Raw genomic sequence first — 14062 nt, 5'->3', positions numbered from 1 at the left:
CCGTTGCCCGGATAGCTCAGTCGGTAGAGCAGGGGATTGAAAATCCCCGTGTCCTTGGTTCGATTCCGAGTCCGGGCACCACTCATTTATAACCCTCGCTTCGGCGGGGGTTTTGCTTTTTGAGTCAATAACTTGTTGGTTTACCAGTAGTTACCTCTTTTTAATTTCCTCCGGCCCCGCTTCCCGGTGGTACAGAAAGGTGGTACAAAATGGGCATTATGATACAGCCAACAAAGAACCGTTTCGGCGTTTACCTCGTCCGTAAAGCCGTCCCCAAACACCTGCAAGGCATCCTCAATAAACGTGAGATCAAGTTCACCCTTGATACCAAAGACGTGAGGGAGGCCAGAGAACGTGCACCCGCAAAAATCATTCAGATCGACATGATGCTCAGGCTGGCAGAAAAGCAGCTTGAAGCGGAAGAGTCCTTAACTGATGCCGATATCGAGATGATCGCTGGTGTATGGGCTTCACGTACCATGCAGAATGACGAGCTAATCCGGGATCGATACCTCGTTGAAGATGTTCTCGATGGTAAAACAGGAATGTTCCACTCGCCGGAAAACGACATCATTCACGACTGGCTGGAAGACCGCGAACGCAAGCCCCGCTACAAGTCAGAAACATGGCAGGCAGAACGTGACGAATCCATCTGCAAGCTGATGGTTGTAGAGCTGGATGAAGCTCTGGAATACACGCCCCTCGTTCTCACCCCGGCCTGGCGAATCCGTCTGGCATGGCGACTGGCTGAACGGCGTAGCGATATCACCAATGCTTACCTTCTGAATCTTCGCCCCCAGCGCTACGCCAGAAGCAAAGGTCTGGACGTTCTCCCCGCAGAAAGACCTGAAACTCTCACCTTCGCAGACCTGTTCGAACGCTATAAAGATCACGTTATGCGTCATGAACCACTGCGTGCAGAAAGTCGGATTATCGCCTACACAACATCGGCAAATCGCTTCATTGAGTTTATTGGGCAGAAGGCCGTAGAGGACATCACCGTTACTGACCTCGCCGACTTCCGTAACCTGCTCGAAAAGCTCCCATCCCGTCCTTCTAAGGCGGTACGGTTACTGCCACTGCACAAGCAGGTGGACGCTGAAGGTGAAAAAATCAGCCCTGTCCGTGTTGAAAATATACTTAAAGAGCTGTCATCGGTCTTCCGCGTCGCGGTAGAGGACGGCAAGCTAACAGAGAACCCGCTAGGCAAGCTTAAGAAACGTAAGGTCGTCGCTGGCCCGACAGTCATCAGATCTTTCAGTCGCGATGAAATCAGCCGTATCTTCTCTCTGCCCGTATTCCACGGTGAAGAAACGCCATATGGGGCTATGGCATACTGGATACCGATAATTCTCTACTACTGCGGTGCCCGCGTTGAAGAAATCGCCCAGCTCCGTAAGGGTGACATCGTGGAAGTGGACGGTACACCCTGCTTCAGGCTGACAATGGGTGAAGGCCAGTCGATCAAGATGGGTAACACACGCCAGTTCCCGATACACAGCCACCTGATTGAACTGGGCTTCCTTGATTTCGTGCAGTCCAGCACCAATCAGCTCTTTGCCGATAAGTCAGAAGTGAACCGGAAATATTCATACAACTACGGTCGTTGGTGGGGGAACTACATTCGGGAACACGGCCTGACGCGGCAGGGCATCAAGCCGACCCACAGCTTCCGCCATACGCTCGTTACGCTATGCCGAGATCTGAACATTCGCGAGGAAATCCAGGACAGCATTCTCGGACATAACGAAAATTCATCTGACAGAGCGAAGGCCAGTCACGGTTATGGTGAAACAAGCGTACAGGCCCAGCGTAGCGTCATCGAGCAAATCCCAAGACTGAACCTTCAGCGGAGCCGCACTTAACTTACTTTTACCAGACAATCCGGGCATCCGTGCCCGGTAAATCAGAATGGATAAACCTGCGTTTCACGCTGAGTATGGTCGGTAACGATAGCCTTGACGTCATAGCCGCCCAAGGAGCCACAGGAGGTTACGCATGATGAAATCTGCCCGGTCATAGGTGAGACCGCCCCGGTAGCCCTGCACGTGTCTGTGTAGCGCTTTGATGGTCGCCACCGGGAGTTCATCCAGTTCAGTGTCAATCGCACAGTTATAACCGTTGGGACGTTTCTGGCGGTCGATAATCAATCGTAATTGGTTCATAGAAATCTCCTGTCAGTGCCGATTCGTGCCAGAGTGTTCGCTGGGTGATATCACTGCCAGAGCAACGAATAAGGCGGTACTGCATCACTGAGTGCCGTTTATTTAGCTATTTTCATAAAGTTACCATGAAGGTTCATTCAGAAAGAGTTTTCTAATATGCTGAATAATCGGCACTAGACTACTGTTAATTCTCCGGTATGCCCTCCCTGCCAGCGTTATGAGTCAGCAGAGAGGAACAAATAATCAGCACTACACGGTCAGTGCGACCGACTCAAACACGCGTGGCATATCGGCGGTGAGGGCAATCCCACGGAACCCGGCCTTGCTGTCACGGCGAAGCTTGGTGAATCCACGTTCAGCCATCTTTTTGTTGAAGACACGCTGGGTCATACGCCATTCATTACCCTCGCAGGCGAACGTCTGGAATGCTTGGTAAAGTTCCGTCGCCGGGGTGTAAGCGTCAGGCTGAAGGATACAGCCGCTCAGGAACTCACCCAGCAGGTCGCTCTCTTCGCGGTAATCGTCGTTAGCCTTGACTACTGCGGCCGGGAGGGAGCGCTTGAGGCCGTGCTCCTGCCACTCTGCGACACCCTCCAGCGCCCAGTTAAGGATGCCAGGCAGTTCAGCTAGTAGACGAGCCGGAAGCGTCGGGTCCGCCTGTTCCGCCGAGAACTGAGCCGCGAAAGGGATGAGGCACATACGACGCCACATTCCGTGTGACATATCGTGGATGACAGGCTTATGGTTGCCGATAATCACCAGCGCGAACTGAGCGGTGAACTCAATTTCATGCTTTCCATACACCTGACGGGCAACAAGCGTATCGCCCCCGGTCATCGACTTAATGAGCATGTCATCGAAGCGACCACCTTCGGGTAATTCATTGGCAACGACCAGGCGTTTACCAGGTAATTTGGCGAGAGATGCATTCGGACCGCCGACGCTGCGGTTAGCCATCAGCACATCACTGTTAATCTGCGTCGCGTAGGTGCCCATCAGGGCCTGAATGACCTGGATAAACGTCGATTTACCGTTGCTACCATGACCGTAGAAGAAAAACAGAAGCTGTTCATCGGTCCGGCCCGTCAGCATGTAGCCCACGAGGCGCTTCAGAAAGGCAGCCAGTTCTGCATCACCGCAGGTGATCTCTGCAATGAATCGCTCCCATGTCGGACAGACAGCCTTCGGATCATATTCCACCGGACAGACGCTGGTAATCAGGTCCTGACGGCGATTTTCACGGTAGCGCTGCGTCTTAAGTTCAATCACTCCGTTTTTGACGCGAACAAGCATCGGGTCAGCATCCAGTTCCACCGTGCGAACCTCAACCTTCGGCTTTAGTAGCTCAATCATCGCCTTCATCAGAGACAGATTGTGCAGGCGATTGGCATAGGCAACCTGGTCGGCTCCACGTTTACGGATATTCTCGTCGCCCGAAGCGAGCATTGCCTGGCCTTCAGCAAGCACAGCATTCGCAGTCTGTTTGGCATATTCCAGAATCTGCACCCCGGCAGGAACCCAGCAGTGATCCAGCCAATGGATAAACGTATCAGTTTCCCGGATATACCGCAGGCCGGGTCCGTAGAGACGGGCCATCCGGTTGGCATTCCCGGTATCATTGAAGCTTTCGGACCCGCAGGCCCCGGCAGCCAGAGGAGCGATGACCTCAAACTTCGGCGTGAAAGTTGCCAAAAGACTCATAAAGTCGCCACCGCCACGGAGGTAACTGTCGATATCACCGCCCAGTTCTGGAACGACAATGTGTCTAGCATCGAATTTCTGGCGATAGCGGTCACCGGCATCGTCATGGTCAAAGAAAGTGATCACTTCACGGCCCAGCGATTTGATGAACTCCACCTGCTCGCGGCTGACAGAACCAATAGAAGCCAGTACCGGGCCGTCATAGACTTCCATTAACGCCAGACGGTCATTCTCTCCCTCGACCAGGGCGATGGCTCCAGGGCGCTCCAGCGATTCCTGTCCGTACCATAATGCGCCCGGCAGCCAGTACCGTTTTGGCTGCTGGAACTTAAACTCTTTGGCAGGATCTTTGAAGGTGAAACGGGTAACCTTTCCATCAACGAAATGCGGGTAGGCATACACCCCGGCAGGTGCGAAATCTACCAGGCGACTATTCTGGAGGCGGACCATACCTGTCTCCAGAATTTCCTCATCGCTGAAACGCTCACGTAGCGCCGCTACAAGCCCGCCATCAGCATATCCGACCTTAGTCGCCATCAACGTTTTAACGTTATGACCCCGCGTTACCGTCTGATATACGAGTGCATCCATCTTACCGAGCAGATTTCGGTGGTAATACTCAGCGGTTGCCGCGTTGATTTCTGTCAGCCGCTCCAGATTACGGGTATCCGGCTCTGGTACTGTCGGGACGACCTCCACCGATGTGTACGGTTCGAACTCCATTTTTGTGATAGCACTGGCGGCCTCGACTGGCGATGAGAGGTCGCAAAGCTTCATCACCAGGTCGATTACACTTGAATGATCGCCACAGGAATAACAATGAGCCTGATTTGTGTCAGTATGCAGGCGGAAACAACCCTTATGACCACAGAGCGGGCAGCTCTCATCTTCAGGTTCGACACAGTCAGTGCCGCAGGGTTTGGTGCCAAGACCAGTAACGTTAGTGTAAACGTCTGCGATGGGGAGAGCGTTAAGCTCAGTGAAATTGTACTGCATGGTTAATGCCAAGCTGTATATCGGACACAGCCAGTCCAGTTGCGTACCCGGCCACTGTGTGACCATCCAATGGGACCGCGAGAAAGAGACTACCCTGGTGAAATACCGCTTGTAAAGAGCAGCCGGGACAGGGGATATGATGGATTCGTCGATTTGGTTGTTACTTGCAGCAAATCGAGGAATGCAAAGATTTGTCAGCAAACCCGGCCCGTGCCGATTCCTACTAGAAGGTGCTTCGCCGCTTTCCCCGCTGCACCAATAAGAACAGCAAGCAGACCCCAGCGAGTGCCGATTCTGAGGCATATTAGTAAAACTTTTCTACGAGATCTCTCATGTAGACTTTATGAAAAATGACTAAGAATCGGCACTGAAGCCCCTCCGTTTCCTCATTATCAGCGTCCCATCAGTGAAATCGCCCACAGCAGCACCCGACAGGAATCGGCACTAATCGGCATTCAACTATCCGCCCCCCCTCCGGTACAAGAAACGTGCATACAACCACAGGAGATAATTATGCACGACATCATCAATGAAGCCCGAGAGCTATTAACTCAACGGCTGTACCGTAACGAATCACTGAGCTCACCACGTGAAACCGAAAGCTATCTCGCCCTACAGCTTGGCGACCGTGAGCAGGAAGTCTTTGCTGTCATCTTTCTGGATAGCCAGAATCAGGTTCTTCAGTACAAGGAAATGTTCTACGGGACTATCGCTTCCACCAGTGTCTATCCACGTGAAATAGCCCGCTTAGCGCTTCGTCTGAACGCCGCTGCGGTCATCTGCTCTCATAACCATCCATCAGGTCATCCCGAGCCGTCCGCAGCTGACAGAGCCATTACCGGGCGTATTAAAGACGCAATGGAACTGATTGAAGTCCGCTTGCTGGATCACATCGTCGTTGGCGGTGGTCGAACCGTATCGTTCGCCGAAAGGGGATGGCTATGAACTGCATACTGCCGCTACAACGGGGCTTCATCGCGATACTGGAGAAGCACCGTAAGCCCGGAGAGTGCATCCTTAACTTCCGATCACCGGATTATTCGCCGGAAGGTGGCTACCGCCCGGTTGAAATCCGCCTGGTTGGTGACAGGCTGGACTACGTTACCGAGTTTGCTTACTTCGGTGTGTGGCCTGAACTGGAGAAGTCGCTGGATTTCGATTTCGGGCAGGGCATCGGGTTTCAACCTTTCACCGGATGCAGCGATATTCGACGCTACGGAGAACTTTTCAGTCTCTGGCAGCGAAACTTCATCGCCTACTACCGGGCAGATGTCTACGAGGTGAAACCATGAACTGGAAAGCATTACTCGTCGAAGCTCTGATTATGGCAATCACGACCTTCGCCACCGTGTTCTTCCGGGGAATGGCTGCCCGCTACTCCGACGAAGATTTGTACTGTTAACCCCACACAAATAGCCCATGCCCGTGCGACAAACGGAGAACCCCCGGCAATGCTTGTCACACGGGTTTGTTTTCGGGATTTGATACGTTTCTCTTACAGGGTCTTTGAGCCTATCAGGAGGCCATCATGGCAATTATAGGATACGCCCGTGTTTCGACTACGGGGCAGTCGCTGGAGCAGCAACTGACGGCACTGACAGAGTGCGAAAAAGTTTTTCAGGAAAAAATCAGCGGCAGTAAAACGGACAGGCCACAGCTACAGGCAATGCTTGAGTTCGCCCGCTCCGGGGACGTCCTGAAAGTAACCAAGCTGGATCGACTTGCCCGGAATACCCGGCACTTGCTGGAAATCACAGATCTGCTTCATTCAAAAGGGGTAACGTTACAGATACAGAACCTTGGCATCGACACGGCCACCCCGACTGGCAAGCTGATGCTGACCATGATAGGGGCCATCGCCACGTTCGAGCGGGAGATCATGCTTGAGCGTCAGGCCGAGGGAATTGCCCTGGCGAAGGCTAAAGGTGTCTATAAAGGCCGCAAGCCAACCGCCATGGAAAAACGAGACGAGGTGCTGTACCTTCTCTCGCAAGGCATTGCCAAAGCGACTGTCGCGAAGCGGCTAGGGATTAGCGTGTCGAGTGTTCATCGTATTGCAGCCAGTTGAAAGCCCAAAAGGAGAGTCATTCTCCTTTTTTGCCAGCCGCTTTCCCACTGTAGTGCCAATCTGCCAGTCAGGGATAAACGTTGTAACCGTACAAACGTCCCAAGTGACATGCCTGTAGAAATCTATAGCCTCCCTATATAATATTTATTTAATAAAGCCATTCGTAATATATATGGTAAGACTACCTCTATAGATGTCTTAGGATGGCGTTTGAAAGGTTACAACGTTTGAATGACCTGGAAGCCTCACCACGTAAGGGTTTCGTTGTAACTTTTCCTGTAACCTTTGGCTAAAATTTCCGTATTCCTCCTCCGTGACGTGCTCGTTTCAGTGCATTTCAGTTTGTCAAAGCAACCTTTCGTGTTAAGGGGAACCTACGGCCCCCCTGGCACACTATAATTGTCCACCCAGCCCCTTGAGCAGTATGTCCAGCAACAGGCTCTGGATACGGTTAGCCGCGTCCGGTCGGGAAAGGTAATCCAGCGACATGCCGTTCTGCGTATCCATCCGCTCAATCACAGCAGCATCGACCGCTTTCGGGAAATCACCTAACATAATGGCATCACGGGAATTGTTGCGTACCTGCTCCATTAACGGCTGGTTCTCAGCAATTTTACTCGCCATACCCTGCAACCAGTCGAGTTTGTCACCATCGGTCACTTCTGTACCGAACAAATCGTTAAGCTGTTCCAGAATATGCGAGAGGAAGTCTTTCTTTTCCTCACGGGCTTTAGCACTACCCACTGCCGATACACCTTCCAGACCATAACCCTGAGCATCTTCTTTCAGTTTCAGGTCCTGGGTGCGTTTAGCCCTGAGGCTGTAATGACTCAGGATCACAGCTGAAAGGTCTATTTCGTCTTCTTCCAGTACTTCCTGACGAAGCATCGGTAGCAGGTGACGGGCGAAGACACAGAGGCGTTCCAGCTCCTGATCATCAAATAGCGTTATCTGCGACACGAACTCGTAGAAGCGGATGTAGCTGTTCAGGTCCTTCTTGAACAAATCGAGTTCCGCTCTGGCTTCTGCGGCTTCGGTTACGCGTCGTTCAGCATTCACCTTATCGGTCTTTGAGCCACCTTCCAGCTCAATGACTTTGAGTATCTTGCGGGATTCGCGTATCGCTTCACTGACGATCTTGTAGCGTTTACTGAACCGGTCTACGGCGGGTTTGATATAGCCGGTTAAGGACTCTGGTCCACGCTTATGATCGAAATAGGCATCAGTGAATGACTCGACCTCACTCCAGGTAAAAATGCCCGTCCCTTTGAGTTTATGGAACAGGTCATATACCAGATTGGGGTCTGACACGGTTTCAAGTTTCGCCGTCTCGTAGTACTTCTGAAACTCTTCCAGTACATCCTGAGGGTCATTCACAAAATCCAGGACAAAAGTACTGTCCTTACCCGGAGAAGTGCGGTTCAGTCGGGAAAGCGTCTGAATACAGTCAACGCCAGTCAGCTTCTTATCGACATACATGGCACAGAGTTTCGGCTGGTCAAATCCCGTCTGAAACTTGTTCGCCACCAGCATGACCTGATAGTCCTGGGTATCGAATGCTTTCCGCATGTCCCGACCATTGAGATCAGGGTTCATGTTTCGCTCGTTAAAGGTCTGCCCCTCCTCTTCAATCTCACCGGAGAAGGCCACCATAGCCTGTATGGCCCCGTAACCTTGTTCTTTGACGTACTTGTCGAAGGCCAGTTTGTAACGAACGGCCTCAAGGCGGCTGCTGGTGACAACCATCGCTTTGGCCTGACCGGCCAGTAGACTCATCACATTAGAGCGGAAATGCTCTACGATGATCGCGACTTTTTGCCCAATATTGTGCGGATGCAGGCGTACCCACTTAGACAAACGGGTACGGGCTTTTTTGGAATCCACCTCGCTGTCAGTTTCGGTCTGCATGGCGAGCTTATAGGCCAGTGAATAATTGGTGTAGTTCTTCAGTACATCGAGAATGAAGCCTTCTTCGATGGCCTGCCGCATGGAATACACATGGAAAGGTTTCGGCTTGTTCTCCTGACTCAGTGGCATATCCAGCTTATCAGGACGACCAAACAGCTCCAGCGTCTTAGCCTTTGGGGTTGCCGTGAAGGCAAAATAGCTGATGTTCTTACTGCCACCACGGGCCGCCAGCGTCAGGTTCATCATGTCTTCTGCTGACATTTCCTCTTCGATCTGCTCCGCCATCAGCACTTCACGTAGCTGTCTGGCCGTGCTGCCACTCTGACTGGAGTGAGCTTCATCGGCAACGACCGCAAAGCGTGAGCTTTTGAGGGTGGTGGATTCCTGAATGGCTTTCAGGACATACGGGAAGGTCTGGATGGTCACGATGATGATGGGCGTACCGTTTGCCAGGGCTTCGGCCAGTTGTGCTGACTTGCTGTCCCCTTCATCACGGTTAATACGGCTCACGACACCGGATGCATGGTCGAACTGACCAATCGTCTCCTGTAGCTGGCTGTCCAGCACGGTACGGTCTGTCACCACAATAACCGAATCAAACAGTTTATCCCCGCCCTGACTAAGCGAGGCGAGCTGATGAGTTAGCCATGCAATGGAATTTGACTTACCAGAACCTGCGGAATGCTGGATAAGGTATTTCTGACCCGGCCCTTCGAGTTGAACAGTACTAAGAAGTTTTTGCACCACAGCCCACTGATGGTAGCGGGGAAAGATCATCGTCTCTTTCTTCTGCTGCTTACCGAGTGGGTCTTCTTCAATTTTGACTTCGAGGTGCAGATAACGGGCCAGAATTCGCAGGAAGTTATCCGGTTGCAGGATTTCTTTCCACAGGTATTCAGTACCATAACCGACTTCTGGCTGGTCATTACCGGCCCCACCTTCTGAGGTTCCTTTATTGAAGGGGAGGAAGAAGGTTGATTCCCCTGCGAGCTTGGTCGTCATCGCCACTTCGAACTGATTCACTGCGAAGTGAACCAGTGCTCCCCGACGGAAACTGAGCAGGGGCTCGACTTTACCCAAAGTCTTAAGCTGGCGATCATAGCGATATTGTTTCTTGGCGTTTTCAAGGGACTGCTTGAAACAAGATTTAAGTTCCAGTGTTGCAACCGGGATACCGTTAAGGAACAGCGTGAGATCGATACGCCCATCATAACCATGAGGACTGTAAATCAGCTCAGGTACCACACGCAGGCGGTTGACCTGATAACGCATCAGTAACTCTGGATTGAGATCATTATCTGGTTTAAAGCTCGCTACTTTCAGACGATGCCCGCGATCCTCAATTTGATTTCGTAGTAGCCACAGCGTACCACCTTCGGAACGGGTTAGCTGACGTACTGCGGCATCTAATAGATGGCGCTCAGGATTTTCACTGTACGTTTTACAGTACTTCTGCCATCCATCAGGCTGGCTCTCGTGGACAAAACCAATCAGGTCTTCCGGGTAAAGAGCTCGTTCTTTATCGTAATGGGCCGAATCACCGATTAACCATCCAGTACTGGCAAGCTCAGCAATAATATGGTCCTGAAAGGCTCGTTCACGGGCTTTGCTATCCATTAATTATCCCAACCATAGCTGCAACAAAATGACAGTACTGGCTGCTGCTAACCTGGCATGGCAATTTATCCAGCTCATGCGGCTGCCTCCTGAGTCGATGCAGTCCAGCCACGCAGGTCAATCTTGCCTGTAACAGCAGCGGAAATTAGAGCGGTGCGGCGTTCTTTGAGGAGGTGAACCTGATGTTCAGCTCTATCTATCAAAGTAGTAAATTTAGGTTTTTCTCTATTAATAAACTCTTGTATCTCAATGCGTTCTTGCAATGTCTTCGGATATGCCACGATTAAGTTACCAAGAGCTTCTGCTGTGAGTTTTGGTTGAGCAGAACCAGTAACAAAGGGGGATATGTCCAAATTTTCAATAACCGCAGCCCAGTAGCTATTGAGACCATCATTCATACGCAGTATATGTGCATGATTATTCACCCAGTACTGACCTGTAGCGACAAAAGCTATGGGCGTTGAACGCATTACAAGATTTGCACCATCTTCCCCAACTAACACATGATCAGTAGAGAACAAATAATCATCGATCGAGTCAATAATTCCTGACGCACCATAGTAGGGGTAATCACCTTGCTTTGACCCCCGTTCTTCAGCACTAAGTGGTATTCGCTTGTAATCAAGATTCTTATAAATGAACTTCAAAGACGATACCAGCCAATGCTCCGGTACTTCCCCCAGCCACTCTACGCCGGAATCTTTCATCGGTGCATCAGGGTTCAGACCTTTGGTGACAGCGTGGGAAATCACCGCCTGCCGCTTCTCTTTGAGTAGTTCAATCAGTCGCTGATGCTGGGCAATCAGCTTGTCGATACGGGCGGTTTCATAGTCGAGGAAGGCGGCGATGGTGCGTTGTTCTTCTGCTGGAGGTAACAAGAATGGTAAGCGGCGAAAATCCTCAAATTTCATGGATTGACGCAGTCCCCCCCCCATCCCATAAAACACCTTTGTTGTATCGTACGAATGCAAAAGACGATATGCATATCGGTTATCAAGTTCATCACCACAAACCAGCTTCAAATATGCTGATGTAATGATGCCTCGCAATGTAGAGCGGGCAACACGCAGGCTACGCTTATCATTTTGCAGATCTGTGAGACGTAGGACAATGTCGCCTGGGTTAACAATTTGGTATGTATTGAATGATTCTGGTAGCAAACCAAAGTTATTTTCAACATCACGCTCTACGATATTTCCATAGCTAAGAGAGAGAACATTCGACTCTGCACCATCACTGTTTTTTATGCATTGCTCCATTACAGCAGCGAAGGCCGGCTTAGTTTGCCAATGATCTGGCATATCACCGACCCACTCAACCCCCGAATCCTTATACCCAGTATACGGATGGTATTTCCCCACTTCCACTTGTTCCATAGTACTCATGAATGCACCTCCGCCAGCAATTGCATAATCTCACGAGCAACCTCATCCAGATCAGCATCAATCTCAGCTAAATCACGAGGTGGCTGGTACTGGTAGAAGTAGCGGTTAAACGGGATTTCATAGCCGACAATCCCTACCTGACCATCCAGCGGGTCCGTCTTACCGGTATCAATCCACGCGTCCGGTACATGGGGCAGTACTTCACGTTTGAAGTACTCGTGAATATCTTCCCCTAACGGCACGTTCTCGTTATCCCGCAGCTCCGGGTTCGGTTCCGCTTCACCCTTAGTCCTGCACACCTCGGCTGCATCATCCTGTTCAGCCAGATGATTCACCAGTAACTTGAATACCGGAGCAGGTAGCTTCACATCACCTAACGCTTTGGTGAGTTGCTTCTTGAACTTATCACGTGAGAGCAATTTGTCATCAGTGAAGCTCGCCAGTGCTGCCAGGATAGCCACCTGTAAAGAGCCATCAAGTTTCGTCCAGGCCTTATCGGCTTGCAGGTTCGCCAGTCGTTCCGTGTCATGTGGATAGAACGCCAGTTTCAGCGGTCGTTCTACTGTAATACGCCGATAACCAAAAGCAGTACTCGGGAATATTTTGGCGATGGAGCTTTCTTCGTAGCGGCTGTACAGACTGACAATCTCTTTCAGTACTTCATCGCTCAGAAACTTACGCTTACTGCCTAAAGACTTACGCATCGGTGAATGCATATCACTGGCGTTAATCAGCAGGACTTTGCCTTTACGTTCTGCGGGTTTGTGGTTCGACAGTACCCAGACATAGGTCGCAATGCCCGTGTTGTAGAACATATCGGTTGGTAGTGCGACCAGGGCATCCAGCAAATCGTTTTCCAGAATATAGCGACGAATTTCACTCTCGCCACTCCCTGCACCACCGGTAAACAGCGGGGAGCCATTCAGGATGATACCGATACGGGAACCAGTACTGTCAGTACCGGGCTGCTGCATTTTCGAGATGAGGTGCATCAGGAACAGCAGAGAGCCATCAGATACACGTGGCAGACCTGGACCGAAGCGCCCATTAAAGCCCTTTTTATCAGCTTCATCACGCACCTGCTTCTCTACTTTCTTCCAGTCCACGCCGAATGGTGGGTTCGACAGGCAGTAGTCGAAACGGTTAAAGCGAAGCTGGTCATCGGAGAGCGTGTTACCGAGCTTGATGTTGCTGATGTCCTGCCCCTTTATCAGCATATCGGCTTTACAAATAGCATAGGACTCCGGGTTCAGCTCCTGACCGAAGGTGGCAAGACGAGCTGCCGGGTTCAGTTCATGCAGGTATTCCATCCCACAGGACAGGAAGCCGCCAGTACCCGCCGTTGGGTCATAGATGGAGCGAACGACACCGGGTTTTGCCAGGACATCATCATCACCAGAGAACACCAGAGAGGTCGTCAGACGCACAATATCACGTGGGGTAAAGTGCTCCCCGGCGGTCTCATTCGAACTTTCCGCAAAGCGACGGATCAGTTCTTCAAACACCAGGCCCATGTGGTAGTTGTCGACCGCCTCAGGTGACAGGTCTACCGTCGCAAAGGAACGGGAAACTTTATACAGCAGGTCCGCGTCTTCCAGCAGGGTAATGCTCGCTTCGAAGCTGAAATGTTCGAAGACCTCACGGGCGTCTTTCGAGAAAGCCCGCACGTAGGCGTCCAGGTTATCACCCACATGATTTTCGCCCAGTTTGCTCAGTTCCAGCGGCGAGGTGTTATAGAACGCCTGACCTGACGCATTGAGCAGTAATTTATCTCTCGCGAGATCTGGCAGCGCCTTTGTGTTTTCTACTGTTGCCAGTATCTGTGCCTTAGTAGGAGCGAGTACACACTCAAGACGACGCAGTACAGTAAATGGCAGGATGATGCGACCATACTGGGATTGCTTGAAATCACCACGCAGCAGGTCGGCAACGGACCAGATAAGGCTGGCTAAAGAAGAAATATTAGTGGTCATTAGGCTGATACCGAAAGTGTAAAATTACTGGCAAGAATACCCCGTCGCCCCTCTGGTAAACAAGGAGCCTGATCATGTGTGGGCCACACCGCGTTAAAAGTATCAAGAAGGAGCAGAAGGCATTGAGGGTGGTACAAAATAGTGGTACATTCGGAATCGAAGCGTAAAGGTAACTCACTGTTATTCGGTGATTTCGTTGCTATAGAAACGAATCCTTGGTTCGATTCCGAGTCCGGGCACCACTATTTA

Annotated in this window: 9 protein-coding genes and 1 tRNA gene; 5 read left to right on the top strand and 5 right to left on the bottom strand. The window is 51.2% G+C overall.

The genetic code is table 11. From position 1 onward, the window contains the following. Positions 1 to 5: 5 nt before the first annotated feature. Together ACHHZ6_RS24315 and ACHHZ6_RS24310 are read left to right on the top strand one after the other, a co-directional pair. Positions 6 to 81, top strand: a tRNA-Phe gene (locus tag ACHHZ6_RS24315). A 128-nt stretch (positions 82 to 209) separates the two neighbouring features. Next, positions 210 to 1865, top strand: coding sequence for a DUF6538 domain-containing protein (locus ACHHZ6_RS24310; protein ID WP_395123176.1), 1656 nt, complete (start codon positions 210 to 212; stop codon positions 1863 to 1865). Positions 1866 to 1964: 99 nt separating this feature from the next. Here ACHHZ6_RS24310 and ACHHZ6_RS24305 read toward each other — a convergent pair whose 3' ends face one another. Together ACHHZ6_RS24305 and ACHHZ6_RS24300 are read right to left on the bottom strand one after the other, a co-directional pair. Then, positions 1965 to 2165, bottom strand: coding sequence for a hypothetical protein (locus ACHHZ6_RS24305; RefSeq protein WP_395123175.1), 201 nt, complete (start codon positions 2163 to 2165; stop codon positions 1965 to 1967). Positions 2166 to 2414: 249 nt separating this feature from the next. Continuing rightward, entirely contained in the window at positions 2415 to 4928 is a 2514-nt protein-coding gene (locus ACHHZ6_RS24300) for a phage/plasmid primase, P4 family (RefSeq protein ID WP_395123174.1), read from the bottom strand. A 447-nt stretch (positions 4929 to 5375) separates the two neighbouring features. On the opposite strand from ACHHZ6_RS24300, the gene radC reads away from it, so the two are divergent. The 3 genes from radC (at position 5376) to ACHHZ6_RS24285 (ending at position 6930) form a co-directional block, all read left to right on the top strand. Continuing rightward, positions 5376 to 5807, top strand: a complete 432-nt coding sequence (gene radC, locus ACHHZ6_RS24295) for a DNA repair protein RadC (protein WP_052133856.1) — start codon at positions 5376 to 5378, stop codon at positions 5805 to 5807. Beyond that, the gene (locus ACHHZ6_RS24290) at positions 5804 to 6154 is read left to right on the top strand and encodes a DUF2787 family protein (RefSeq protein WP_038624165.1); all 351 of its coding nucleotides are present in this window, start codon (positions 5804 to 5806) and stop codon (positions 6152 to 6154) included. The genes radC and ACHHZ6_RS24290 overlap by 4 nt, the downstream gene beginning before the upstream one ends. Positions 6155 to 6390: 236 nt before the next feature. Next, positions 6391 to 6930 carry a recombinase family protein gene (locus ACHHZ6_RS24285; protein ID WP_038624167.1) on the top strand — a complete coding sequence of 180 codons (540 nt, stop codon included), beginning with the start codon at positions 6391 to 6393 and terminating at the stop codon, positions 6928 to 6930. A gap of 393 nt (positions 6931 to 7323) precedes the next feature. Here the strand turns inward: ACHHZ6_RS24285 and ACHHZ6_RS24280 are convergent, their stop codons facing one another. The 3 genes from ACHHZ6_RS24280 to ACHHZ6_RS24270 all read right to left on the bottom strand — a co-directional run bounded on the left by ACHHZ6_RS24280 (position 7324) and on the right by ACHHZ6_RS24270 (position 13813). Beyond that, positions 7324 to 10455 carry a type I restriction endonuclease subunit R gene (locus ACHHZ6_RS24280; protein WP_047363936.1) on the bottom strand — a complete coding sequence of 1044 codons (3132 nt, stop codon included), beginning with the start codon at positions 10453 to 10455 and terminating at the stop codon, positions 7324 to 7326. A 74-nt stretch (positions 10456 to 10529) separates the two neighbouring features. Continuing rightward, positions 10530 to 11840 carry a restriction endonuclease subunit S gene (locus ACHHZ6_RS24275; protein ID WP_182410848.1) on the bottom strand — a complete coding sequence of 437 codons (1311 nt, stop codon included), beginning with the start codon at positions 11838 to 11840 and terminating at the stop codon, positions 10530 to 10532. Next, the gene (locus tag ACHHZ6_RS24270) at positions 11837 to 13813 is read right to left on the bottom strand and encodes an N-6 DNA methylase (RefSeq protein ID WP_395123173.1); all 1977 of its coding nucleotides are present in this window, start codon (positions 13811 to 13813) and stop codon (positions 11837 to 11839) included. The genes ACHHZ6_RS24275 and ACHHZ6_RS24270 overlap by 4 nt, the downstream gene beginning before the upstream one ends. Between the last annotated feature and the right edge of the window lie 249 nt (positions 13814 to 14062).

The sequence above is a fragment of the Enterobacter cloacae complex sp. 2024EL-00214 genome, assembly GCF_043945575.1.
Taxonomy (GTDB): Bacteria; Pseudomonadota; Gammaproteobacteria; order Enterobacterales; family Enterobacteriaceae; genus Enterobacter; species Enterobacter cloacae_P.
Note: the sequence above shows the minus strand (reverse complement) of the source record. Positions and strands in the feature narration are given on the sequence as shown.

What these genes read in the sequence shown, in the direction of transcription:
- ACHHZ6_RS24270 (WP_395123173.1), bottom strand. Translation starts at nt 13,813, where the DNA reads ATGACCACTAATATTTCTTCTTTAGCCAGCCTTATCTGGTCCGTTGCC.
- radC (WP_052133856.1), top strand. Translation starts at nt 5,376, where the DNA reads ATGCACGACATCATCAATGAAGCCCGAGAGCTATTAACTCAACGGCTG.
- ACHHZ6_RS24290 (WP_038624165.1), top strand. Translation starts at nt 5,804, where the DNA reads ATGAACTGCATACTGCCGCTACAACGGGGCTTCATCGCGATACTGGAG.
- ACHHZ6_RS24275 (WP_182410848.1), bottom strand. Translation starts at nt 11,840, where the DNA reads ATGAGTACTATGGAACAAGTGGAAGTGGGGAAATACCATCCGTATACT.
- ACHHZ6_RS24280 (WP_047363936.1), bottom strand. Translation starts at nt 10,455, where the DNA reads ATGGATAGCAAAGCCCGTGAACGAGCCTTTCAGGACCATATTATTGCT.
- ACHHZ6_RS24310 (WP_395123176.1), top strand. Translation starts at nt 210, where the DNA reads ATGGGCATTATGATACAGCCAACAAAGAACCGTTTCGGCGTTTACCTC.
- ACHHZ6_RS24285 (WP_038624167.1), top strand. Translation starts at nt 6,391, where the DNA reads ATGGCAATTATAGGATACGCCCGTGTTTCGACTACGGGGCAGTCGCTG.
- ACHHZ6_RS24305 (WP_395123175.1), bottom strand. Translation starts at nt 2,165, where the DNA reads ATGAACCAATTACGATTGATTATCGACCGCCAGAAACGTCCCAACGGT.
- ACHHZ6_RS24300 (WP_395123174.1), bottom strand. Translation starts at nt 4,928, where the DNA reads ATGGTCACACAGTGGCCGGGTACGCAACTGGACTGGCTGTGTCCGATA.